Here is a 23,553-nt window from a genome sequence, read left to right on the forward strand (position 1 = left end):
CCCCGTCAGCGGGGTCTGTTGGACGGGGCGGGCGCCGGACAGGTTCGCGTGGCGGCCTCCGGGGGGAGGGCCTGCCGTGTTACTGGAGGCCGGCGGCCTTGCAGGCCTCGGCGAACTCGGCCGTGCAGATCTCCGCGACGGACCACAGCTTGTCGGCGACGACCGTGTCCTTGACGTTGGCCTTGGTGACCGAGACCGGGGTCAGCAGCTGGGACGGGACCTTGTCGCCGGAGCCGCTGGTCAGCGAGGTGGTGGCCAGCGAGTCGATCGCCTTGCCCTCGACCAGGTTCACCGCGAGCTGGGCGGCGGCGTCGGCCTCGGGCTTGAACGCCTTGTAGACCGTGCTGGACTGGCTGCCCGCGATGATCCGCTGGATGCCCGCGAGTTCGGCGTCCTGACCGGTCAGCGGGATGCCGCTGATGCCGGCGCCCTTGAGGGCAGTGGCGATACCGCCGGCCATGCCGTCGTTCGCGGCGTAGACGCCCGCGATCTTCTTGGCGCCGATCTGGGTGATGGCCGCCGTCACCTTCTGGTTGGCGACGGTGTCCTTCCACAGACCGCTCTGCTCGTAGGCGATCTTGACCTTGCCGTCGAGGACCTTGTGGGCACCGGCCTTGAACAGCGCGGCGTTCGGGTCGGCGTCGTCACCGTTGATCATGACGACGTTCGCCGAGGGCTTCGCCTTGTCGCCCAGCGCGTCGAGGAGCGCCTGGCCCTGCAGCTCGCCGACCTTCTCGTTGTCGAAGGAGACGTACGCGGAGACCGGGCCCTGGGCCAGACGGTCGTACGCGATGACCTTGATGCCCTTGTCGACGGCGGCCTGGACGGAGGACTTGATGGCAGCGGCGTCCTGGGCGCTGATCACGATCACCTTGACACCCTTGGTGATCATGGTGCTGACCTGCTGGGCCTGCTTGCCGGAGTCACCCGCGGCGTTCGCGTACTGAACGTCGCAGTCCGCGCACAGTTCCTTGACCTTGGCCTCGAACAGCGGCTTGTCGAACTTGTCGTAGCGCGCGGTGACGCTGTCGGGGAGCAGCAGACCGATGGTCTTGCTCTTGCTGCCGGCGCTGCTGCTGCCGCCGTCCGCCTTGTCGTCACCGGCCTTGCCGCACGCAGCAACGGAAAGGGCCATGGAGACGGCCGCGGTGCCGATCACGACGCGACGCATCATTGCGTTCATGTGGGGTTGCCTCCCTGACAGGGCCGCAAAAGACTGCGGCCGAGGTGAGCGTGAGTCAACTCGGCAACAGCCTTGACGTCAAGAAGTAAATACTTAACGAGATGGCAACGGTGCGTTTCGTTATCTAGATGAACGCAGAGTGATCTCTACGGCACAGCAACCGCTGCGGGAACGTTAGCATCCAAAAGGGACGAATCGCCCACTTCGCTGAGGGCCAGCGCCAGGGCGCCCAGGACCTCCGCACGGGCCCCGAGGCCCCCTGAGACCACCGAAAGCCTACGGGCCGCGCTGGGGATCGCGTACCGCGCCACCGACTCCCTGATGGGCGCCAGGACCAGCTCCCCGGCCTCCGCGAGATCGCCGCCGAGCACCACCCGGCTCGGGTTCAAGAGGTTGGCGAGGCTGGCGACACCCATGCCGATGTGCCGGCCGACGTCCGCGATCACCCGGCGGCAGCCGGGGTCGCCCTCCCTCGCGAGCTGCACCATGCGCGCCAGGGTCAGGTCGGGCCCGTGGCTGCCGCGCAGCAGGTCCAGCACGTAACGGGCGGCGGTGAAGGTCTCCAGGCAGCCGCGGTTGCCGCAGCGGCAGACCGGGCCGGACTCGTCCAGCGTGATGTGGCCGATCTCGCCCGCGGTGCCGCCGGGGCCGCGGTAGATGCGGCCGTCGATCACCAGCCCGGCGCCGACACCGCTGGCCACCTTGATGTACGCCAGGTCCTTCACGCCCCGGCCGCCGCCCCAGACCAGCTCCCCGAGGGCACCGAGGTTCGCGTCGTTGTCCACCTGGACGGGCATGCGCAGCCGCTCGGCCAGTTCCTGGCGCGGGTTGATGCCGCCCCACCCCGGCAGGATGGCGGTGGACCCGAGCGCGCCGGTCTCCACGTCGATCGGGCCCGGGACGCCGAGGCCGACGCCGATCACCTTGTCGGCGTCGATGCCGCTCGACTCGATCAGCCGCGCGACGAGCTGCTCGGCCCGGTCGAAGCCCTCGGAGGCCGAGGCGTCCACGTCGATCGGCTCCGACTGCTCGGCCAGCACCTGGTGGGCCAGGTTGCCGACCGCGACGCGCAGGTGGGAGTGCCCGAAGTCGACACCCACGACGACGCCCGCGTCGCCGGACAGCGCCACCGCACGGGCCCGGCGGCCTCCCGAGGAGGTGGGCGTGACCTGTACGGTCCCGTTGTCGCGCAATTCGCGGACGATGTTGGAGACCGTCGCCGCGGACAGCCCCGTCGTACGGGCGATCTCCGCCTGCGTCAGCGAACCCGCCAGCCGTACGGCCCGGACCACCCGCTCGAGGTTGGCCCGGTGCAGCGACGACTGGGACCCCGGAGTCTCCACGACCATTCCACTCCTGCCGAACCGGACGGGAGCCACGCCGATGAGACCCCGTCGTCTACAACATGTGAACTCTAAGCAAGCCTTTAGGCTCGCTTCCCGTCAAGGGGCAGAACCAGACCGCTGACGTAATGCCCGAAAAATCCAGAAGCGGCCCCGCATACGGCGGGACCGCTTCCGCTCCGGCGTCCGGGCGAACGGACGGCGGGCCACGTGGAGTGACCTTCCGGTTACTTCAAGGTGCCGGCCGTCAGACCCGCCTGCACCTGCCGCTGGAAGGACAGGTAGACCACGAGCACCGGCAGCATCGCGATGGTCATGCCCGCGAAGAGCGCCGGGTAGTCACCGGAGTACCCCTGCTGCTGCGCCAGGTTCACCAGGCCCTGGGCCAGCATCGAGCGGTCCGGGTCGCTGCTGGACTGCTGCTGCTGCAGGGTCATCGGCAGGATGTACTGGTTCCACTGGCCGAGCACGTTGAAGATGCCCACGCTGATCAGGCCCGGCTTCGCCATCGGCAGCATCACCTGGAAGAAGGCCCGGGAGTGGGAGCAGCCGTCGATCATGGCCGCCTCGTGCACCGCCGTGGGCAGGGTCCTGAAGAAGGAGTGCATGAAGAAGACGGTGAAGGGCAGCGAGTACGCGACGTAGACCAGGATCAGGCCCTGGTAGGTGTTGAGCATGCCCAGGTTGCTGACCATGAAGAACAGCGGCACGAGGGCGAGGTACACCGGGAACATCGCGCCGCCGACGAACAGGTAGAAGATGATCCGGTTGCCGGGGAACTCGTAGCGCGCCAGCACGTACGCCGTCATCGACCCGAGCAGCATCGTCAGCGGCACCGAGAACACCAGCACGATCACCGTGTTCACGAAGAAGTCGCCGATGCCCTTCTCCCAGGCCCGGGAGAACGCGTCGAAGGACCAGTGCGAGGGCCAGGACCAGGCGCTCGCGCCGATCTCGGAATTGTTCTTGAAGGATCCGAGGATGATCCAGCCCAGGGGCAGGAGGATCAGCACGCCCCACAGGACCAGGAAACCGTGCGAGAAGACGTTCAGCGACGCGCCGCCGTCGGCGAAGCGTTCCCGTTCCGTCTTCTTGCTGCCGATGGTGGTGGGCTGCCCCTTGAAGACCGGTACCGGAGTGGGCTGCTTGATGGGAGTGGCCATGGGATGCGCTCCCCGCTCAGTACTCGATGCGATCGCGGCGGGAGACCCGCAGCGCGATGGCGGAAAGGATCAGGGTGAGGAAGAGGATGACGACGCCCATCGCACAGGCGTAGCCGCTCTTTCCGAAGGTGAGGAAGTTGCGCATCAGGTAGGTCGCCATGACCTCACCGTGGTAGTCGGGACCGCCGCCGAAGTTCGATCCCGGAGTGAGGACCGAGGCCAGGGCGAAGAAGTCCATCGCGGCGATGGCGAGGTACACCCAGGCCGTCTGCACGCTGTCCCACAGGAGCGGGAGGGTCACCTTGAAGAAGGTCTGCAGGCGGCCGGCGCCGTCCAGCAGGGCGGCCTCGTAGATGTCCTTGGGAACGGACTGCATGGCCGCGGAGAACAGCACCAGGTAGAAACCCACACCGGCCCAGATCTGCACGCCGAGCAGGCACCACATCACCAGGTTGGGACTGTTCAGCCATTCGATCGGGGCCTGAGGGTCCTCGAGGTGCAGTTTGATCAGGATGCCGTTCAGCAGGCCGCTTCCGTCACTTCGGTAGACCGCCTGGAAGAGCACGATGAGAATGGCGACGGAAAGCACCTGGGGGAAGAAGAAGATCACCTTGTAGAAGGCGGATCCGTGCACCCCGCGGACACCCGTGGTGCCGCCGCGGCCGCCCACGTTGAGCATGAAGGCGAAGAAGAGCGCCAGCAGGATCGTGATCACCGGAAGGAACACCAGAAGCAGCACGTTGTGCTGGAGCGCCTGCAGGAAGACGTGGTCCCCGAAGAGCGTCGTGTAATTCTTCAGACCGACGAAATGCATCTCCTGGGACTGCCCGGACCAGTCCGTCAGGGAATACCCGAACGTCTGCAGGTACGGCCAGATCACGAAGACGACGTAGAGCACGACCGGAATGAAGAGGAATCCCGCGATGAACGGGTACTTGCGGTATCGCATGGCGCTGCTCCTGCCATCGGGTAGACCGTCGCACCGGGGCCCCGAACGCCCCCTGGACCATCAGGGGGCACCGGGGCCCCGGTGCGCAAGGGCCGGTGGGAACGTTTAGCCCTTCTTGGCCTTCTCGGCCGCCGCCTTGACCCGCTTGAGCCAGTCGGCGGGCTTGATGCGCTTGGCCATCAGCTCGGCACTGGCGTTCTGCACGTCCGTGTCGAAGGCGCTCTGCGTGTTGGGGTAGTTGTAGTTGAAGACGTTGCTCCCGGCCGCGCTGAGCGCGGTGACGGTGGACTTGGTGCCCGGGCGCAGCTGGACGTCGGAGCCGACGCCGTCCTTGAGCACGGTCAGCGAGTTGGCCGTCTGGGCGAACTGGCTCGACGCTTCCTTGGTGAGCATGATCCGCAGGAACTCCAGGCCGCCGGCCTGGTTCTTGGCCTTCTTCGGGACGATGAAGGGCTCACCGGCGCCGGCCCGGATCGCCTCGAAGGGCAGCTTGTCGCCGTCCAGGGAGGGGATCGGCAGGAAGGTCATCTCGAAGTCCGCGGGGGTGGCCTTCAGCTGCTCGTTCTCCAGCCACGAACCGCAGGGGATGAAGGCCGCCTTGTACTCGTTCCAGGCTGTCTGCGACTCGATGTGGGTCATGCCGTTGGTGCCGGGGAGCAGGTAGCCCTTGTCGGCGATCTCGTAGACCGCCTCGACGGCCGCCTTGGCGGCGGGCTCGTCCCACACCGTCGGGTCGAGGCTGTCGATCCGCTTCACCAGGTCGGGACCGCCCTGCTTGGCGATGAGGTCCATGACCACGATGTTGATGTAGTAGGGGTACTTGCCCTGGTGGCAGAAGGGCGCCATGCCGGACTTCTTGATCTCCGCGCAGAGCGACATGAAGTCGGCCCAGGTCTTGGGCGCGGTCCAGCCCTTCTCCTTGAAGAGCTTGCCGGAGTACCACAGGCCCCAGACGGTGTAGATGTAGGACAGCTGGTACATCTTGCCGTCGTCGAAGCTGCCCGTCTCGATGGTGCCGGGCTGCAGGACGTCCCTGACCTTCTTGCTCGGGTCGTCGATGTAGGGCGCGTCGAGGAGCGGGGTGAGGTCGGTGAGCTGGCCGCTCTTGTAGAGCACGTCCAGCTTGATCTGCTGCGCGCCCGAGTCGTCGACGACGTCCGGCGGGTTGCCGGCGTTGAAACGGGGCTGGAGCTTGCCGGTGATCTCCTGGGTGCCCAGGTGGCTGATCTTCGCCCCGTCGAACTTCTTCCCGTAGAGCTTCTCGAACGCCTTGGCGTAGTCGTCGCCGTAGCCGCCCTTGAAGATCACGACGTCCAGAGGGGCGTCGTTGGCCACGCCGAAGGGGTTGTCCTTGGACTTCTCGCCCTTCTCGGTGGCCTTGTTGTTGCCGCTGCCGCTGGACGCACAGGCACTCAGCAGACCCGCGGCCGGAGCGGCCAACAGGCCCACCGCTGCAGCCCGCTTGATCAGATCGCGCCGGTTGACGTCGGATCTCATGCTCAAGTCCTCACCTTCTCCAGGACCCATGCGGTGCGGAGTTGAATCTGTGCACGGGCCACGCACCCGTTGTTCCCCCCGCGCAAGCCCGCGTTCAGCGGGCCTCCTGGACGCCGACAGGTATAGTCCACTTCCCGCGAGGTGGGCAAGGTCATGCGCGCTTTTGACGGACAGCTTTCCCTAGTTGAGACCTGCCGGTAACGCGAACGGGCCCGCACCCCCGGCAGGGGTGCGGGCCCGTTCGTCGGGTCCGGACGCGGTGATCCCTACTTGCGGATCAGGGAGCGCAGGACGTACTGCATGATGCCGCCGTTGCGGTAGTAGTCCGCCTCACCGGGGGTGTCGATGCGGACCACGGCGTCGAACTCGACGCCGGTGTCGGTCGTCACCTTGACGGTGCGCGGCGTGGTGCCGTCGTTGAGCTCGGTAATGCCGGTGAACGAGAAGGTCTCCTCACCGGTCAGGCCCAGCGAGGCCGCCGAGGCGCCCTCGGGGAACTGCAGCGGCAGGACGCCCATGCCGATCAGGTTCGAGCGGTGGATGCGCTCGTACGACTCGGCGATGACGGCCTTGACGCCCAGCAGCGCGGTGCCCTTCGCGGCCCAGTCGCGGGAGGAGCCGGAGCCGTACTCCTTGCCCGCCAGGACGACCAGCGGGATGCCGGCGGCCTGGTAGTTCTGGGAGGCGTCGTAGATGAACGACACCGGGCCGCCGTCGGCGGTGAAGTCGCGGGTGTAGCCGCCCTCGGTGCCCGGCGCGATCTGGTTGCGCAGGCGGATGTTGGCGAAGGTGCCGCGGATCATGACCTCGTGGTTGCCGCGGCGGGAGCCGTAGGAGTTGAAGTCACGACGCTCCACACCGTGCTCGGTGAGGTACTTGCCGGCCGGGGTGTCGGCCTTGATCGCACCGGCCGGGGAGATGTGGTCGGTGGTGACCGAGTCGCCCAGCTTGGCCAGCACGCGGGCGCCGGAGATGTCGGTGACCGGGTCCGGCTGGTCCTTCATGCCCTCGAAGTACGGGGGCTTGCGGACGTAGGTCGACTGCGGGTCCCACTCGAAGGTGTTGCCGGTCGGGATCGGCAGCGACTGCCACTGGGCGTCGCCGGCGAAGACGTCCTGGTAGGACGAGGCGAACATGTCCTGGCCGATCGCGGCGGCGACGACCTCGTTGACCTCCTGCTCGGAGGGCCAGATGTCCTGCAGGTGGACCGGCTTGCCCTCGGTGTCGGTGCCGATGGCGTCCCTGGTGATGTCGACCTTCATGGAGCCGGCGATGGCGTACGCGACGACCAGCGGCGGGGACGCCAGGTAGTTCATCTTGACGTCCGGGTTGATCCGGCCCTCGAAGTTGCGGTTGCCCGACAGCACCGAGGTGACGGCCAGGTCGTGCTCGTTGACGGCCTTGGAGACCTCGTCCGGCAGCGGGCCGGAGTTGCCGATGCAGGTGGTGCAGCCGTACCCGACCAGGTTGAAGCCCATCTTGTCCAGGTACGGGGTGAGGCCGGCGCGGTCGTAGTAGTCCATGACGACCTTGGAACCCGGGGCGAGCGTGGTCTTCACCCACGGCTTGCGGGTCAGGCCCTTCTCGACCGCCTTCTTGGCCACCAGGGCGGCGGCGACCATGACGTACGGGTTCGAGGTGTTGGTGCAGGAGGTGATCGCGGCGACGGTGACGGCGCCGTGGTCGATCTCGTACGTGGACCCGTCGGGAGCCGTCACCAGGGTCGGGCGGGTCGGGACGCCGTTGGTGGCGGCCGGGGAGTCGGAGGCCGGGAAGGACTCCTTCCCGGACTCGTCCGCGGTGTCGACGTAGTTGCGCACGTCGCTCTTGAACTGCTCGGCGGCGTTTGCGAGGACGATGCGGTCCTGCGGGCGCTTGGGGCCGGCGATGGAGGGTACGACCGTGGAGAGGTCCAGCTCCAGCTTCTCGGAGAAGTCCGGCTCGGCGGCCGGGTCCAGCCACAGGCCCTGCTCCTTGGCGTACGCCTCGACGAGCGCGAGCTGCTGCTCCGAACGGCCGGTCAGCTTCAGGTAGTTAATGGTCTCCGCATCGATCGGGAAGATCGCCGCGGTGGAGCCGAACTCCGGCGACATGTTGCCGATGGTGGCGCGGTTGGCGAGCGAGGTGGCGGAGACGCCCTCGCCGTAGAACTCGACGAACTTGCCGACGACACCGTGCTTGCGCAGCATCTCGGTGATGGTCAGCACGAGGTCGGTCGCGGTGGTGCCGGTGGGGAGCTCGCCGGTCAGCTTGAAGCCGACGACGCGCGGGATCAGCATGGAGACCGGCTGGCCGAGCATGGCGGCCTCGGCCTCGATGCCGCCGACGCCCCAGCCCAGCACGCCGAGGCCGTTGACCATGGTGGTGTGCGAGTCGGTGCCGACGAGGGTGTCGGGGTAGGCCTGGCCGTTCCGGACCATGACGGTGCGGGCCAGGTGCTCGATGTTCACCTGGTGGACGATGCCGGTGCCCGGCGGGACGACCTTGAACTCGTCGAACGCGGTCTGGCCCCAGCGCAGGAACTGGTAGCGCTCCTTGTTGCGGCCGTACTCCAGCTCCACGTTCTGCGCGAAGGAGTCCGGGGTGCCGAACTTGTCGGCGATGACCGAGTGGTCGATGACCAGCTCGGCCGGGGCCAGCGGGTTGATGCGGGACGGGTCGCCGCCCAGCTCCTTGACGGCCTCGCGCATGGTGGCGAGGTCCACCACGCAGGGCACGCCGGTGAAGTCCTGCATGATCACGCGGGCCGGCGTGAACTGGATCTCCTGGCTCGGCTGGGCCTGGGAGTCCCAGCCGCCGAGCGCACGGATGTGGTCGGCCGTGATGTTGGCGCCGTCCTCGGTGCGGAGCAGGTTCTCCAGCAGCACCTTCAGGCTGTAAGGGAGGCGCGCGGAGCCCTCGACCTTGTCCAGCCGGAAGATCTCGTACGACTCGTCGCCCACCTGCAGGGTGCTGCGGGCGTCGAAGCTGTTCGCCGACACGACAGTCTCCTTCGTAACTTTGCGCGTACCACCGCAATGCTGCCGCTTCGACCCCTGGCCGATCCGCTAAGGTAAGGCTAAGTAAGGTGAGCCTTACCTCTGGCGGCAGCGGTGCGCCTTGGCAGATATCTCGATGTCGAGATAACTCTAATACATCACCGCTGCCGGGTCATGCGCTGGGCCGCCCGTATGCGGCATCACGCCCTTTCCCATGCCCCCGGGGGTCCGTCCCGCCCCGCCTGGGTGCCGCCGTGAGGCCCCGCGCTCAGGCCTGCGGGAGCATCAGTGCGTTGAGCTCGCCCCAGGGGATGCCGCCCGCGGCGGCGGCGTACGTGCCGGTGGCGAGGAGCTCGCGGGCGGCGCGGTCGACGAGGGCGTAGGCGGCCTCGGCGACCGCGCTGCCGAGGCTGACGCGCGCGGCGCCGGCGGAGGCCAGCACGGACACCGGCGGCGCGCCGGGCCCCGCGAGGATGCCGACGGGGGCGTCGATGCCCTCGGCCAGGGCGGCGACGACGGCCGGGTCGGTCACGCCGGGCACGAAGATGCCGTCGGCGCCCGCCGCGAGGTAGCCGGCGGCACGCTCCAGGGTCTCCCCCAGGTCGCCCGCGCCCCGCAGGAAGGTGTCGGTGCGGGCGTGGACGAACAACGGCACCCCGGCCTCGTCGGCGGCGCGGCGGGCGGCGGCGATGCGGGCGGCCTGTCCGTCGGCCGTGCGCAGCGGCGCGGGGCCGCCGTCGTGGGAGTCTTCGATGTTGATCCCGACCGCGCCCGCGGCCAGCACCGCCCGCACCGTCTCCGCGACGCCCTCGGGGTCGGCCGCGTAGCCGCCCTCGACGTCGGCGCTGACCGGGACAGAGACGGCCGCGGCGACCCGCGCGGTCAGTTCCAGCGCGAGGCCGCGGTCGACGTGGTCGCCGTCCGCGGTGCCCAGGGTCCAGGAGACCCCGGAACTGGTGGTGGCGACGGCGGCGGCCCCGGCGCGCTCGGCGACGCGGGCACTGGCGGCGTCCCAGGCGTTGGCCAGGAGCAACGGGCGCCCGGGGACGTGGAGGGAGCGGAAGAGTTCGGCCTTGGCCTTGAGTTCGCTGATCACGGACCGCAGTCCATCACCGGCCGGGGCCCGGGTCCGGCGGATTTCCGACACGTACGTCCCGCGCCGCCTCCCCGTACGTCCACGTCGGATTCTCGCTAGCCCCGGCCCGCGCGGGCCACGGATGCTGGGGGATGTGCATGAGGACTTCGAGCGCTGTGTGCGCGCCGTGCAGTCGAAGGACTCCCGTTTCGACGGGTGGTTCTTCACCGCGGTGCTGACCACCCGCATCTACTGCCGGCCCGGCTGCCCCGCGGTGCCGCCGAAGCCGCGGAACATGACCTTCTACCCGAGCGCGGCCGCCGCCCAGCAGGCCGGGTTCCGCGCCTGCAAGCGCTGCCGCCCCGACGCCGCCCCCGGTTCCCCGCGGTGGAACGAGCGGGCGGACCTGGTGGCCCGCGCCATGCGCCTGATCGCGGACGGGGTCGTCGACCGGGACGGCGTACCCGGGCTCGCGGCACGTCTCGGCTACAGCACCCGGCAGGTGGAGCGGCAGCTGCGGGCCGAGCTCGGGGCCGGGCCGCTTGCCCTCGCCCGTGCGCAGCGGGCGCAGACGGCCCGCCTGCTGGTCGAGACCTCGGCGCTGCCCATGGCCGACGTCGCCTTCGCCGCCGGCTTCAGCAGCATCCGCACCTTCAACGACACCGTGCGCGAGGTCTTCGCGCTCACCCCGAGCGAGCTGCGGACGCGGGCGGCACGGGGGCGGCACCGCGCCCCCGCCGCCGACGTGGCGGGCTCGCTGGCGCTGCGGCTGCCCTTCAGGGCACCGTTGTGCCCCGGCAACCTCTTCGGGCACCTGGCCGCGACCGCCGTGCCGGGCGTGGAGGAGTGGCGGGAGGGTGCGTACCGCCGCACACTGCGGCTGCCCCACGGCCACGGGATCGTGGCCCTGCGGCCCGAGCCCGACCACGTCGCCTGCCGACTCTCCCTCACCGACTGGCGGGACCTGTCGCATGCGACCAGCCGCTGCCGGTGGCTGCTCGACCTGGACGCCGACCCGGTCGCCGTCGACGGGCTGCTCCGGCAGGACCCGCTGCTCGCCCCTTACGTGGACAAGGACCCCGGGCGCCGGGTGCCGCGCACCGTGGACGGGCCCGAGTTCGCGGTGCGCGTGGTGCTCGGCCAGCAGGTGTCGACCGCCGCGGCGCGCACGCTGGCCGGCAGGCTGGCGGCGGCGCACGGCGAGCCCGTCGCCGACCCCGGGGGCGGGCTGACCCACCTGTTCCCCTCGCCGTGGGCGCTGACGGCCCTGGACCCGGGGTCCCTGGCGATGCCGGGCACCCGGCGGGCCACGCTGACCTCCCTGGTCGCCGCGCTCACCGAGGGGGGCCTGGACCTGGACGTCGGCAGCGACTGGGGGAAGGCCCGGCGGCAGCTCGCCGCGCTGCCGGGCTTCGGCCCGTGGTCGGTCGAGGTGGTCGCGATGCGGGCGCTCGGCGACCCGGACGCCTTCCCCGCCACCGATTTGGGCGTACGGGCGGCCGCGGAAAAACTGGGCCTCCCCACGACCCCCGCGGCCCTCGTCCGGCGGGCCGCGGCCTGGCGGCCGTGGCGCGCGTACGCCGTGCAGCACCTGTGGGCGACCGGCGACCACCCCGTCAACGTCCTGCCCGCCGAGCCGGCCTGAGGAACGATCATGTCCCTTCGCACGCACGCCGTGATCGACAGCCCCGTCGGGCCGCTGACCCTGGTCGCGACCGACGGCGTCCTGTCAGGTCTCTACATGCCCGCGCAGCGTCACCGTCCGCCGGAGGAGTCCTTCGGCGCGCGCCGCGACCCGGTGACGTCGCCGTTCGCGCGGGCCGCCGAGCAGCTGCGGGCGTACTTCGCGGGCGAGTTGACCGCCTTCGACCTGCCGCTGGACCTGCGCGGCACCGCCTTCCAGCAGCGAGTCTGGGCGGGTCTGCGGGCCATCCCGTACGGCACCGTGATGACGTACGGTCAGCTGGCGGAGGAGCTCGGCAGCCCCGGCGCGTCGCGCGCCGTCGGACTCGCAGGCGGACGCAACCCGGTCGGCATCATCGTGCCCTGCCACCGTGTGGTCGGGGCCTCCGGCCGCCTCACCGGATACGGGGGCGGACTGGAGCGCAAGCGGTACCTGCTGGACCTGGAGCTCGGGTTGCCATCTCATATGTGAGATAGTCTCTCCGCATGGGAGACGACTACCTCGCACGCATCGGCAAGCTCATCCGTGACGCCCGCCAGCACCGGGGCTGGACCCAGTCCCAACTGGCGGAGGCGCTCGGGACCAGCCAGAGCGCGGTGAACCGTATTGAACGCGGGAACCAGAACATCAGCCTTGAGATGATCGCCCGAATCGGTGAAGCGCTCGACAGCGAGATCGTCTCCCTCGGCTACGCGGGTCCCATGCACCTGCGTGTCGTGGGCGGGCGCCGGCTCTCCGGCTCCATCGACGTCAAGACCAGCAAGAACGCGTGCGTGGCGCTGCTGTGCGCCACGCTGCTGAACTCCGGGCGGACCACCCTGCGCCGCGTCGCGCGGATCGAGGAGGTCTACCGCATCCTGGAGGTGCTGAACAGCATCGGCGTGCGGACCCGCTGGATCAACGACGGCAACGACCTGGAGGTCGTCCCGCCGGCGCGGCTGGAGCTGGACGCCATGGACACCGACGCCGCCCGCCGCACCCGCAGCGTGATCATGTTCCTCGGCCCCCTGATGCACCGCACCGACCGCTTCCGCATCCCGTACGCGGGCGGCTGCGACCTCGGCACCCGTACCGTCCAGCCGCACATGACCGCCCTGCGGCACTTCGGGCTGGAGGTGACCGCCACCAGCGGGATGTACCACGCCCGGGTCGCCCCCTCGGTGGCCCCGCGGCGGCCGATCGTGCTGACCGAGCGCGGCGACACCGTGACCGAGAACGCGCTCCTGGCGGCCGCCCGGCACGACGGGGTGACCGTCATCCGCAACGCCAGCTCGAACTACATGGTCCAGGACCTGTGCTTCTTCCTGGAGGAGCTGGGCGTCCGGGTGGACGGCATCGGCACCACCACGCTGACCGTGCACGGTGTCACCGAGATCGACCGGGACGTGGACTACGCGCCCTCCGAGGACCCGGTGGAGGCCATGAGCCTGCTGGCCGCGGCCGTGGTCACCGAGTCCGAGCTGACCATCCGGCGGGTGCCGGTGGAGTTCCTGGAGATCGAGCTGGCGGTCCTGGAGGAGATGGGCCTGGACCACGAGCGCTCCGCCGAGTACCCCGCCGACAACCGCCGCACCCGGCTGATCGACCTCACCGTGCGCCCCTCCAAGCTGCGCTCCCCCATCGACAAGATCCACCCCATGCCCTTCCCGGGCCTCAACATCGACAACGTGCCCTTCTTCGCGGCCATCGCCGCCACGGCCCAGGGTTCGACCCTCATCCACGACTGGGTCTACGACAACCGCGCCATCTACCTCACCGAGCTGACCCGGCTCGGCGCCAACGTCAAGCTGCTGGACCCGCACCGGGTGCTGGTCGAGGGCCCGACCCGCTGGCGCACCGCCGAGATGATGTGCCCGCCGGCCCTGCGGCCCGCCGTGGTGACGCTGCTGGCGATGCTCGCCGCCGAGGGCACCTCGGTGCTGCGGAACGTGTACGTCATCAACCGCGGCTACGAGGAGCTGGCCGAGCGGCTCAACTCCATCGGGGCGCAGATCGAGACGTTCCGCGACATCTGACCCGTCCCGCCCCTCCTGGCCGGCGAACCGGCTACTCCCCCGCAAGGTGGCCGTGATAGTCATGCTCCGGGCCGCGGATCATGGCCCATGGGGGAGGAACGGCCAGGCCAGGAGGGGGTCTTCATGGTGGCGGTCCGAGGTGGTACCGCGGGCGGAACGGTGGACGGCAACGCGCGGCGCAGTTCCGCGTTCTCACTGAGGCGGTGGGCGCCGCGCCCGTCGCCCCGGCTCGACCCGGCGCGCGGCAACCCCGCGCTCGCGGGCCTGCGCGCGGCCGCCGCCGCGGCGGACTGGCCCGCGATCCGGGAGCGGCTGTCGGCGGTGACCGACGACCGTGAGCGCAGCTGGCTCGTGGCGAACGTCGTGGACGTCGACGGCTGGGAGCGCTGGATGCCGGCCGTCGTGGCGGCCGAGCCCGACTCCGGGCTCGCCCGGCTGGTGGCGGGCGCCCGCCAGGTGACCTGGGCCTGGGAGGCCCGGACCGGACTGCGCGCGCAGCACGTCTCGCGTGAGCAGTTCCAGGTGTTCCACGAGCGCCTCGAGGTGGCCGAGGACCTGCTGTACCGGGCCGCGGAGCTCGAACCAGCATGGGCGTCCCCCTGGTACTTCCTGCAGATGAGCGGCCGGGGGCTGCAGGTCGGCCCGGACCTCGCGCGGCTGCGCTTCGAGGCCACCGTACGGCGCTCCCCGCTGCACCTGGGGGCGCACCAGCAGCAGTTGCAGCAGGTGTGCCGCAAGTGGGGCGGTTCGCACGAGGAGATGCACGCCTTCGCCCGGGAGTCCATGCTGGCCGCCCCCGAGGGCAGCGACATGGGCGTGCTCGTCGCGGTCGCGCACCTCGAGCACTGGGGCGACCTGGACCGCGGCGACGACACGGCGTACATGCTCCGCCTGCAGGTCGAGAAGGAGCTGCACGAGGCCGCGGACCGCTCCTACCGCAACCCGGCGTACCAGGGCTCCTTCGACCCGGTCGGGACGCTCAACACCTTCGCCATGGCCTTCGCGCTGGCCGGCGAGAAGAAGGCGGCGGCCGAGGCCTTCGCCGCCACCGGCGGAGTCGTCACCGAGTTCCCGTGGCAGTACCTCAACGGCAACGACCCGGTGGCGGCCTACCGCACCCTGCGGTCCCGCGCCGGACGTCCCTGACCGCCCCGCGCCCCGTTCCCCGTCCGCGCACCGCCCGGAAGGCCCCTTCGGTGTCCCAGTCCCCGTCAGCGCACACGTTCCAGGTCGACCTGCGCGGCCTGGTCGACCTGCTCTCCCACCACCTCTACTCCAGCCCCCGCGTCTACCTGCGGGAGCTGCTGCAGAACGCCGTCGACGCGATCACCGCCCGGCAGGCGGTCCAGCCGGGCGCACCGGCCAGGATCACCGTGCGGACCGGTGACACGCTCAGCGTCACCGACACCGGTGTCGGGCTGAGCGAGGCCGACGTGCACACCTTCCTCGCCACCATCGGGCGCAGCTCCAAGCGCGCCGCCGACGGCGAGATCGAGGCCGCCCGCGGCGACTTCATCGGCCAGTTCGGCATCGGGCTGCTGGCCTGCTTCGTGGTGGCCGACGAGATCACGGTCGTCAGCCGCCCGGCGACCGCCCCCGGCGCCCCGGCCGTCGAATGGCGCGGCCGCTCCGACGGCAGCTACACCCTGCGCACGCTCCCCGCCGACGCGCTGCCCGAGCCGGGCACGCGCGTGACGCTGACCCCGCGCGCGGACGCCGGCGAGTGGACGGAGCCCGGCCGGGTGGCGTCGCTGGCCCGGCACTACGGCAGCCTGCTGCGGCACGAGGTCACCGTCGTCGACCCGCGCGGCGAGACGACCCTGATCAACGAGACCCCTCCGTGGGAGCGCCGCCACGGCTCCCCGCTGGCCCGCGCCGAGGCGCTGGCCGAGCACTGCCGCGCGTCGTTCGGCTTCACCCCGCTCGACACCATCGACCTCGACCTGCCCGTCGCCGGGCTGCGCGGCGTGGCCTACGTGCTGCCGACCCCCGTCAACCCGTCGGAGCGGGCCGGGCACCGGGTGCACCTGAAGGGCATGCTGCTCTCGGACCGGGCCGCCGAGCTCCTGCCGGAGTGGGCGTTCTTCGTCCGCTGCGTCGTGGACGTCACCAGCCTGCGCCCGACGGCCTCCCGCGAGGCGCTGTACGAGGACGAGACCCTGGCCGCCGTCCGCGACGCGCTGGGCGCCCGCATCCGCGACTGGCTGACCGGGCTCGCCGCCAGCGACCCGGCGCTCCTGCGGCGCTTCATCGACAGCCACCACCTCGCCGTCAAGGCGCTGGCCCGCTACGACGACGCGCTGCTGCGGATGCTGCTGCCGTGGCTGCCCTTCGAGACCACGGACGGCAACGTCACCCTGGAGGAGTTCGCCCGCGCCCACCCCACGGTGCTGGTCACCCGCAGCGTCGACGAGTTCCGGCAGGTCGCCCCGATCGCGGCGGCGGCCGGCCTCGGCGTCGTCAACGGCGGCTATACCTACGACCGGGACCTGGTGCACCGGCTGCCGGAGATCCGTCCCGGCACCACGGTCACCGACCTGGACCCGGCCACCATGACCGCGCACCTCGACCCGGTCGACTCGGCCGCCGAACTCGCCGCCGCCTCCTTCCTCGCGGTCGCCCGCGAGGTCGTCGGCCAGTACGACTGCGACGTCGTGCTGCGGGCCTTCCAGCCGGTCACGGCGCCCGCGCTGCTCCTGGACGACCGCGAGGCACGCCACGAGCGCACCCGGTCCGGCCTCGCGGAGAGCAGCGACGGGTTGTGGGCGGACATCCTCGGCTCGCTGCGCACGCAGGCCCCGCGGGCGCAGCTCGTCCTCAACCACCTCAACCCGCTGGTGCGCCGGGCCGCCACCGTCACCGAGCGCGGACTGGCCCTCACCACGGCCGAGGCCCTGTACGGGCAGGCGCTGCTGCTCACCCGGCGGCCGCTGAAGTCCTCGGAGAGCGCGCTGCTCAACCGGGCCTTCATCGGTCTGCTCACCCACGCCATGCACGACCAGGACACCCCCGCGTCCGGGCCGGACGCCAAGGAGCACTGATGCTGGACACCCCCGAGGCCGTGTTCGAGGCGCTCCGCGAGAACAACGAGCGCCCCTACGGAACGCCCCGCACCGTGACCGCCGAGGAACTGGTCGAGGCGGCCGAGCAGTTCGAGGAGAAGGACGTCCTCGTGACGGCGCTGCTCGAACTCATGTCGGCGTACGAGTACGCCGCCGAGCACCGCAAGTCGCCGGTCGTCTTCGCCCGGATCCTCAAGCTGTGGGAGGAGGTGCCCGGCTCCTTCAGCGAGTGGGAGGGCCACCAGGTGCTGTGGCGCCACAAGTGGGTGACGACCTCGCTGCTCCAGGTGCCGGACGTCCCGCTGGCGACGGTCCACGGGTGGGTCGGCCAGATGGGCGAGCGCTACCGGGCGGCCGGTGAGGGCCTGCAGCCGGTGGCGGCCATGCGGCACCGGATCGCCGCCCACACCGGCGCGGACCGCGAGACGGCCTGGGACCTGTGGGTCACCCGGCGCCAGGAGCGGCTCAGCGACTGCCCGGCCTGCGAGACCCGGCACCAGGGACTGCACCACCTCGCGGCGGGCGACGACGAGCGGGCCCTGCGGACCTGGGAACCGGTCCTCGACGGCGTCCAGACCTGCGAGGAGGAGCCCTGGGTCACCCAGGCCCACGCCCTGCTGCCGTTGCTGCGCCTCGGCCGCACCGACGAGGCCCGCTCCCACCATCTGACGGGCTACCGGCACGCCCGGGGCCGGATCGGCATGGCCGAGGAGACCGGACTGCACGTGGAGTTCTGCGCGCTGTCCGGCAACGAGGGCCGGGCGCTGGAGATCCTCGCCGAGAACCGCGCCCTGTTCGGCACCACCGGCGCGCCGCTGTCGCTGCTCGGTTTCCTCACCGGCGTCGAGGTCCTCACCCGGCGCCTGGTCGACGAGGGGTACGACGCGGCCCCCGTCGCCGGACCGCTGGGGCGCACCTGGACCGCGCGGGAACTGCAGGACCACGTGAGCGAGCAGGGCGACACCCTGGCCGCGGCGTTCGACCGGCGCAACGGCACCGCCGCCGTCGGCGAGCGCCGCCGGGCACGCCTGACCCGGCGCCCGCCGCTCGCCGAGCCGCTGGCACTCGGTCTGCGCACCGCGGCCGTGCCGTCACCCGCGGCCGGGCCGGCGGCGACGGCCCCGCCCGTCGCCGTGGCCGGGCGGGAGGTGCCCGAGGACTTCGTCGAACTGGTGGAGAGGGCCCGCGAGATGGGGGACGCCGGCCGTCCCGGCGACGAGGAGCTGTGGCGCCGGATCGCCGAGCGCGCCGGCACCGAAGGCCATGTGCACGACCCCCGGCTGGGCCCGGAGGAGCGCCTGCGGGCCGAACTGGCCGAGCACCGCGCCTTCGCGGCCATGGAGGACGAGGACCGGACGGCGGCCAGGGCCGCGCTCACCGAGGCACGGGAGCTGTTCGCCCTGGCCGGCATGCCCGAGCGCGTCCTGACCTCCCGCGCGCGGCTGGCGTCGGTGGGCGTGGAGCCCGGCCCGGAGGCCGTCGCGGGCCGGGCGGAGCTGGACGCGGTGCGGACCGAGGCCCGCGCACTGGTGGACGGCGAGGGCTCCGCCGAGGTCCGGCGCGCCTACTGCGTCGTGCTGCAGTGCCGTGCCTACCTCGCCCACACCGAGGCGGCGGCCACGCTGCCGGACGTCCCGGCGGAACTGCGCGAGCGCTTCGAGGCGGCCGTGGCCGAGGCCCTGGCGGAGTCGGAGCGGCTCGGCATCCCGGAGCGCACGGTCAACACCCGGATGTCCGCCGCCGATCTCGCGGCGCGCTCCGGGGACCTGGACGGGGCCGAACGGGAACTGCGGAGCGCGCTGCGGGTCGTGGAGGCGGCCGGGACGCCCTGGCGCGCCACCCGCCCGCGGGGCCTGCTCGGCCAGGTGCTGCTGCAGCAGCGCCGCCCCGAGGAGGCCATGGAGCAGTTCCACGGCGCGCTCGCCACGGCCACCGCCCATAACGACACCGCGTTCCCGGTGGCGCGCACCCACGCGCTGCTCGGCCACGCCGCCGACCACGCGGGCGACCTGAACGCCGCCGTACGCCACCTGTCCGACGCCGCGGCGCGGCTGGACCGCGAGGACGACGCCACGGGCGCCGCCGAGCTGCGGGTGGAGCTGGCGGACGTGCTCGCCCGCGCCGACCGCCAGGCGGACGCCGTCGCCGTGCTGGAGTCGCTGGTCTGCGACGAGGCCGCGGCCGGCATGGACGAACGCGCCCTGGCCCAGGCCCGGCTGCTGCTGGCGCGGGGCCTGCGGGAACTGGAGGAGCACCGCGCGAGCGCCGAGCAGTTCCTGCTGCTGGCCGACGCCGTCCAGGGGTGGGAGGAGCAGTTCACGCACACGCTCGCCGCCTGCGAGGCCGCCGTCGCCCTGCTGCAGGCCGGCCGCGAGGACGCGGCGCGCTCCGCGTACGACCGCGCCGTCGCCTCGCACGCGAAGGGGCCGAACCCGCACGCGGTCGCGGAGATGATGCGGGACTTCGCAGGCTCCGCCGTCTCGGCACACGGCGCCGAGGGCCTGGAGACCGCCCTGGACCACCTGCGCGAGGCCGACGAGGTGCTGGCGGCCGTGCCCGCGGACGACGAGGACTTCGCCCTCTGGTACGAGAGCGGCGCCACGCACTACCAGCGCGGCCGGGCCTATGCCGGCGCCGAGCGCTTCCCCGAGGCGCTCGCCGAACTGGAGCGGGCGATCGCCGCCTACGAGGAGGGCGGGCCGCGGGGCGAGGCGCCGCGCGCCGAGGCCGTCCGGGTCGCCGCCCTCGTCGAGGCGAACGGCCTGGACCGGCCGGACGCGGCCCTGTCCCGTCTCGGTGCCGCGATCACCCGGTGCCGGGCGGCGGGGCTCGACCACGCGGCCGTGGTCCTTTCCCGGGTGCGGGACGAGGTGTCGTCGCGCCGCCGGAGCTGACACCCGTGGTACGAACGAGGCGACCGCCCTCGGCGCCGCCCGTCCCCCGGACATCCGGGGGCGCGGGGTGTCGATCCGGGCGGTCGCCGTTCGTGTAGGGGGTGGAACGCCGGCGAAGGGCCGGCCCGGACCGCGAGGACGCCCGACATGAAGCACTACCTGCTCAGCGTGTACCAGCCCGAGGGGACCCCGCCGCCGCCCGAGTTCCTCGCCCGGGTCCTGGCCGACCTGGACGTCCTCAACCGGGAGATGAAGGAGGCCGGGGCCTGGGTCTTCGGCGCGGGACTGAACGCCCCGGACACAGCCACCGTGCTGCGGCCGCGGGGCGAGGAGGTGCTCGTCACGGACGGGCCGTTCGCGGAGAGCAAGGAGTACCTCGGCGGCTTCACGATCATCAAGGCGGCCGACCTCGACGCCGCGCTCGCCTGGGGCCGCCGGCTGGCCCGGGTGACCACGCTGCCCATCGAGGTCCGGCCCTTCGCGCACGAGGTCGAGGACTGACGGCCAGCGTGCCGGAGCCGGGCGCACCGGAGGTCGAGCGGGTCTTCCGCGAGGAGTACGGGCGCGCGGTGGCCGTCCTGGTCCGCCGGTTCGGCGACATCGACGTCGCCGAGGAGGCGGTCCAGGACGCCTTCACCACGGCCGTCCAGCGGTGGCCGCGGACCGGGCTGCCGCCGAGCCCCGCGGGGTGGATCATCACCACCGCCCGCAACCGCGCGATCGACCGGCTGCGCCGGGAGGCGGCCCGCGAGGACCGGCACGCCCGGGCCGCCCTGCTGCAGGACGCCCGGGACGTCCGGGAACCCGGCGAGGAGGGCCCCGTGCGGGACGAACGGCTCCGTCTGCTCTTCACCTGCTGCCACCCCGCGCTCGCCCCGGCCTCACGGGTGGCGCTGACGCTCCGGCTGCTGGGCGGGCTCACCACCGCCGAGATCGCCCGGGCCTTCCTCGTCCCCGAGAGCACCATGGCCCAGCGCCTGGTCAGGGCGAAGCGCAAGATCCGCGACGCCCGGATCCCGTACCGCGTCCCGGACGAGGCCGACCTGCCCGAACGGCTCGGCGCCGTCCTCGCGGTGGTGTACCTGGTCTTCAACGAGGGGTACCTGCCCGGCTCCGGGGACCGCCTGGTCCGCGAGGACCTGTGCGCCGAGGCGATCCGCCTGGGCCGGCTGCTGGCCGGGCTCATGCCCGACGAGCCCGAGGTGCTGGGGCTGCTCGCCCTGATGCTGCTGGTCCAGGCACGCCGCCCGGCCCGCACCGCCGCGGACGGCGAAGCGGTGCCGCTGGCCGAGCAGGACCGCGCCCTGTGGGACCGGGCGCTGGTCGCGGAGGGCCGGGCCCTGGTCCGCCGCTGCCTGAGGCGCGGCCGGCCGGGGCCGTACCAGATCCAGGCGGCGATCAGCGCCGTGCACAGCGACGCCCCGGTCGCGGCCGCCACGGACTGGCGGCAGATCCTGGCGCTCTACGACCAGCTGACGACGCTCGCCCCGGGCCCCGTGGTCGCCCTCAACCGCGCCGTCGCCCTCGCCGAGGTCGAGGGTCCGGCCGCCGCGCTCGCCGCCGTCGACGGCCTCCCCCTGGAGGGCTACCCCGCCTTCCACGCCGTCCGCGCCGACCTCCTGCGCCGCCTGGGCCGTACGCCCGAGGCCGCGCAGGCGTACGGAGCAGCCGCCGCCCGCACCGAGAACGATGCCGAACGGGACTTCCTGCTGCGCAGGCGTGAGGCGCTCGGCGGCCCGCCCTGACCGCCGTGCGGGGCCTTTGGAACCGGGCGGACGCGCGCGGAGCGGTGCCACCTCCGCAACGACTGCGCGGGCCCCGCACGACGCCGCGGCCGCATCACCGGTGGTGACACCGCCTCGCGTCCCGGCCCGGGCCTCACGCACCCACCCGGGCTCGTCGCGTACCGGCAGCGGCCGCGCCATCCTGACGTACGCCCGGCGGCGCGCGGAGCCGCGCCACAGCCACCGTCGCGAAGCGTCGCGGACACCGTGACGGCCGGCCACCGCCCCCGGCACGCGGCGGCCGCCACCTCGGCGAGTCCCGGCCGTCAGACGCAGGCAACGGCGAGCGGCCACCACCGACGTGCCGGGCCACCCCCGTATCCCGGGTTCCTCCTGACCTCGGGTCAGGAGAGCACGGCGAGGCCGTCGAGTTCGACCATGGCCTCCTCGTCCCACAGGCGGGTGATGCCGATGACCGCCATCGCCGGGTAGTCCCGGCCGGCCAGGGCGCGCCAGATCCGGCCGAGTTCGGGCGCGTGGTCGCGGTAGGCGGCGACGTCGGTGGTGTGGACGGTGAGGCGGGCGAGGTCGGCGGGGGTGCCGCCGGCGGCCTGGAGGGCGGTGAGCAGGTTGATCAGCGCGTGCTCGAACTGGGCGGGGAGGGTGTCCCCGACGACCTTGCCCCCGGAGTCCAGCGCGGTCTGGCCCGCGAGGAGGACGAGGGTGCGGCCGGTGGCGGTGACGGCGTGGCTGAAGCCGGTGGGCGGGGAGAGCTCGGGCGGGTTGATCCGGTTCAGGGTCATGCGAAGAGCTCCTTGGCGATGATCGACCTCTGGACTTCGGTGGCACCTTCGTAGATACGCGGTGCGCGGACCTCGCGGTAGAGGTGTTCCAGGACGTGGCCGCGCTCCAGGGCGCGGGCCCCGTGGATCTGGACGGCGGCGTCGACGGCGTACTGGGCGGTCTCGGTGGCGAAGAGCTTGGCCATGGCGGAGCTGCGGGCGGTGCCGGGGGCACCGGAGTCGTAGGCCTCGGCGGCGGCGTAGACCAGCAGGCGGGCGGCCTCGGTGCGGGTGGCCATCTCGGCGAGGGCGTGGGAGACGGCCTGGAGCTCCTTCAGGGGCGCGCCGAAGGCGGTGCGGGAGGCGGCGTGGGCGGTGGCGGCGTCGAGGGCGGCCTGCGCCATGCCGACCGCGAAGGCACCGACGCTGGGCCGGAAGCGGTTGAGGGTGGTCATGGCGACCCGGAAGCCGCGGTCGACCTCGCCGATCACGTCGTGCCGCCCGACCGGTACGGCGTCGAAGCGCAGCCGGCCGATGGGGTGCGGGGAGAGCATGTCGAGGTGTTCGCCGCCGAGGCCGGGGCGGTCGGCGGGGACGGCGAAGGCGGTGACGCCGCGGGACCCCGCGCCGGGGGTGGTCCGGGCGAAGACCGTGTAGAGGTCGGCCTCGGGGGCGTTGGAGATCCAGCACTTCTCGCCGGTGAGCCGCCAGCCGCCGTCCGGGGCGGGCTCCGCGGCCAGTTCGAGGGCGGCCGCGTCGGAACCTGCGCCCGGCTCGGTGAGCGCGAAGGCCGCGACGGCCTCGCCGGAGACGACCCGCGGGATCCAGCGGGCGGCCAGTTCGGGGGATTCCAGCAGGGGGTGGGCGCCCAGGCCCTGCAGGGCGAGTGCGGTCTCCGCCTCGGTGCACTCCCGGGCCAGGGACTCCCGGAGCAGGCACAGCTCGAGGGCGGTACCGGGGAAGAGGCGCCCCAGCAGGCCGAGTTCGCCGAGGGCCGCGAGCAGCGGCCGGTTGACCCGCCCGGGTTCGCCGGACCCCGCCAGCGGCCGGAGCCGTTCGGCGGCCCAATCACGGACCTGTGCACACCACTTGAGCTGTTCCGGGTCCAGCGCGAACGATGCCACGCGGCACCTCCCGTATCGCGTACCGTTGACTGCCGTCACAAACACGTTACGCTGAATCCGTCCGCAACCAGGGGCCAACG

Annotated in this window: 17 protein-coding genes; 8 read left to right on the forward strand and 9 right to left on the reverse strand. The window is 72.1% G+C overall.

All coding sequences use genetic code 11. From position 1 onward, the window contains the following. Positions 1-79 precede the first annotated feature (79 nt). The 7 genes from PV410_RS01795 to PV410_RS01825 form a co-directional block, all read right to left on the reverse strand. Positions 80-1,183 carry a sugar ABC transporter substrate-binding protein gene (locus tag PV410_RS01795; RefSeq protein ID WP_500321829.1) on the reverse strand — a complete coding sequence of 368 codons (1,104 nt, stop codon included), beginning with the start codon at positions 1,181-1,183 and terminating at the stop codon, positions 80-82. Positions 1,184-1,329: 146 nt separating this feature from the next. Continuing rightward, positions 1,330-2,526: an ROK family transcriptional regulator gene (locus PV410_RS01800; protein WP_499514580.1), complete on the reverse strand. Its 1,197-nt coding sequence runs from the start codon at positions 2,524-2,526 to the stop codon at positions 1,330-1,332. 227 nt (positions 2,527-2,753) lie between these two features. Further along, positions 2,754-3,689 carry a carbohydrate ABC transporter permease gene (locus tag PV410_RS01805; RefSeq protein WP_500321830.1) on the reverse strand — a complete coding sequence of 312 codons (936 nt, stop codon included), beginning with the start codon at positions 3,687-3,689 and terminating at the stop codon, positions 2,754-2,756. A 16-nt stretch (positions 3,690-3,705) separates the two neighbouring features. Continuing rightward, positions 3,706-4,638: a carbohydrate ABC transporter permease gene (locus PV410_RS01810; RefSeq protein ID WP_500321831.1), complete on the reverse strand. Its 933-nt coding sequence runs from the start codon at positions 4,636-4,638 to the stop codon at positions 3,706-3,708. A gap of 105 nt (positions 4,639-4,743) precedes the next feature. Beyond that, positions 4,744-6,135 (reverse strand): N-acetylglucosamine/diacetylchitobiose ABC transporter substrate-binding protein, encoded by a 1,392-nt coding sequence (gene ngcE, locus PV410_RS01815; RefSeq protein WP_499514577.1) that lies wholly within the window; start codon positions 6,133-6,135, stop codon positions 4,744-4,746. A 266-nt stretch (positions 6,136-6,401) separates the two neighbouring features. Further along, a complete protein-coding gene (acnA, locus tag PV410_RS01820) occupies positions 6,402-9,116 on the reverse strand; it encodes an aconitate hydratase AcnA (RefSeq protein ID WP_500321833.1) in 2,715 nt (904 codons plus the stop codon). Positions 9,117-9,381: 265 nt separating this feature from the next. Beyond that, positions 9,382-10,209 carry an isocitrate lyase/PEP mutase family protein gene (locus tag PV410_RS01825; protein ID WP_500321834.1) on the reverse strand — a complete coding sequence of 276 codons (828 nt, stop codon included), beginning with the start codon at positions 10,207-10,209 and terminating at the stop codon, positions 9,382-9,384. 133 nt (positions 10,210-10,342) lie between these two features. Between PV410_RS01825 and PV410_RS01830 the strand changes: the two genes are divergently transcribed. The 8 genes from PV410_RS01830 to PV410_RS01865 all read left to right on the forward strand — a co-directional run bounded on the left by PV410_RS01830 (position 10,343) and on the right by PV410_RS01865 (position 21,588). After that, positions 10,343-11,833 carry an AlkA N-terminal domain-containing protein gene (locus tag PV410_RS01830; RefSeq protein ID WP_500321835.1) on the forward strand — a complete coding sequence of 497 codons (1,491 nt, stop codon included), beginning with the start codon at positions 10,343-10,345 and terminating at the stop codon, positions 11,831-11,833. 9 nt (positions 11,834-11,842) lie between these two features. Next, positions 11,843-12,343, forward strand: a complete 501-nt coding sequence (locus PV410_RS01835; RefSeq protein ID WP_500321836.1) for a methylated-DNA--[protein]-cysteine S-methyltransferase — start codon at positions 11,843-11,845, stop codon at positions 12,341-12,343. 14 nt (positions 12,344-12,357) lie between these two features. Next, positions 12,358-13,887, forward strand: a complete 1,530-nt coding sequence (locus PV410_RS01840; RefSeq protein ID WP_500321837.1) for a helix-turn-helix domain-containing protein — start codon at positions 12,358-12,360, stop codon at positions 13,885-13,887. 123 nt (positions 13,888-14,010) lie between these two features. Next, on the forward strand, positions 14,011-15,033 hold the full coding sequence (locus tag PV410_RS01845; RefSeq protein WP_500321838.1) for a hypothetical protein: 1,023 nt from the start codon (positions 14,011-14,013) through the stop codon (positions 15,031-15,033). Between the two features lie 50 nt (positions 15,034-15,083). Further along, positions 15,084-16,928 carry an HSP90 family protein gene (locus tag PV410_RS01850; RefSeq protein ID WP_500321839.1) on the forward strand — a complete coding sequence of 615 codons (1,845 nt, stop codon included), beginning with the start codon at positions 15,084-15,086 and terminating at the stop codon, positions 16,926-16,928. Next, complete coding sequence (locus PV410_RS01855) at positions 16,928-19,843, forward strand: hypothetical protein (protein ID WP_500321841.1); 2,916 nt, start codon at positions 16,928-16,930, stop codon at positions 19,841-19,843. The genes PV410_RS01850 and PV410_RS01855 overlap by 1 nt, the downstream gene beginning before the upstream one ends. A 147-nt stretch (positions 19,844-19,990) precedes the next feature. Beyond that, entirely contained in the window at positions 19,991-20,344 is a 354-nt protein-coding gene (locus tag PV410_RS01860; RefSeq protein WP_499514568.1) for a YciI family protein, read from the forward strand. An 8-nt stretch (positions 20,345-20,352) separates the two neighbouring features. Further along, positions 20,353-21,588 carry an RNA polymerase sigma factor gene (locus tag PV410_RS01865; RefSeq protein WP_500321843.1) on the forward strand — a complete coding sequence of 412 codons (1,236 nt, stop codon included), beginning with the start codon at positions 20,353-20,355 and terminating at the stop codon, positions 21,586-21,588. 383 nt (positions 21,589-21,971) lie between these two features. Here PV410_RS01865 and PV410_RS01870 read toward each other — a convergent pair whose 3' ends face one another. Next, complete coding sequence (locus tag PV410_RS01870) at positions 21,972-22,370, reverse strand: RidA family protein (RefSeq protein ID WP_500321844.1); 399 nt, start codon at positions 22,368-22,370, stop codon at positions 21,972-21,974. Next, positions 22,367-23,473, reverse strand: coding sequence for an acyl-CoA dehydrogenase family protein (locus PV410_RS01875; protein WP_500321845.1), 1,107 nt, complete (start codon positions 23,471-23,473; stop codon positions 22,367-22,369). Before PV410_RS01875 ends, PV410_RS01870 begins: the two co-directional genes overlap by 4 nt. Positions 23,474-23,553 lie beyond the last annotated feature (80 nt).

The sequence above is a fragment of the Streptomyces sp. PA03-5A genome (genome assembly GCF_033792725.1).
GTDB lineage: Bacteria > Actinomycetota > Actinomycetes > Streptomycetales > Streptomycetaceae > Actinacidiphila.

Excerpts from the sequence above, each read along its gene's own strand:
- PV410_RS01795 (WP_500321829.1), bottom strand. The coding sequence starts at position 1,183 with ATGAACGCAATGATGCGTCGCGTCGTGATCGGCACCGCGGCCGTCTCC.
- PV410_RS01805 (WP_500321830.1), bottom strand. The coding sequence starts at position 3,689 with ATGGCCACTCCCATCAAGCAGCCCACTCCGGTACCGGTCTTCAAGGGG.
- PV410_RS01810 (WP_500321831.1), bottom strand. The coding sequence starts at position 4,638 with ATGCGATACCGCAAGTACCCGTTCATCGCGGGATTCCTCTTCATTCCG.
- ngcE (WP_499514577.1), bottom strand. The coding sequence starts at position 6,135 with ATGAGATCCGACGTCAACCGGCGCGATCTGATCAAGCGGGCTGCAGCG.
- PV410_RS01835 (WP_500321836.1), top strand. The coding sequence starts at position 11,843 with ATGTCCCTTCGCACGCACGCCGTGATCGACAGCCCCGTCGGGCCGCTG.
- PV410_RS01840 (WP_500321837.1), top strand. The coding sequence starts at position 12,358 with ATGGGAGACGACTACCTCGCACGCATCGGCAAGCTCATCCGTGACGCC.
- PV410_RS01845 (WP_500321838.1), top strand. The coding sequence starts at position 14,011 with ATGGTGGCGGTCCGAGGTGGTACCGCGGGCGGAACGGTGGACGGCAAC.
- PV410_RS01855 (WP_500321841.1), top strand. The coding sequence starts at position 16,928 with ATGCTGGACACCCCCGAGGCCGTGTTCGAGGCGCTCCGCGAGAACAAC.
- PV410_RS01860 (WP_499514568.1), top strand. The coding sequence starts at position 19,991 with ATGAAGCACTACCTGCTCAGCGTGTACCAGCCCGAGGGGACCCCGCCG.
- PV410_RS01870 (WP_500321844.1), bottom strand. The coding sequence starts at position 22,370 with ATGACCCTGAACCGGATCAACCCGCCCGAGCTCTCCCCGCCCACCGGC.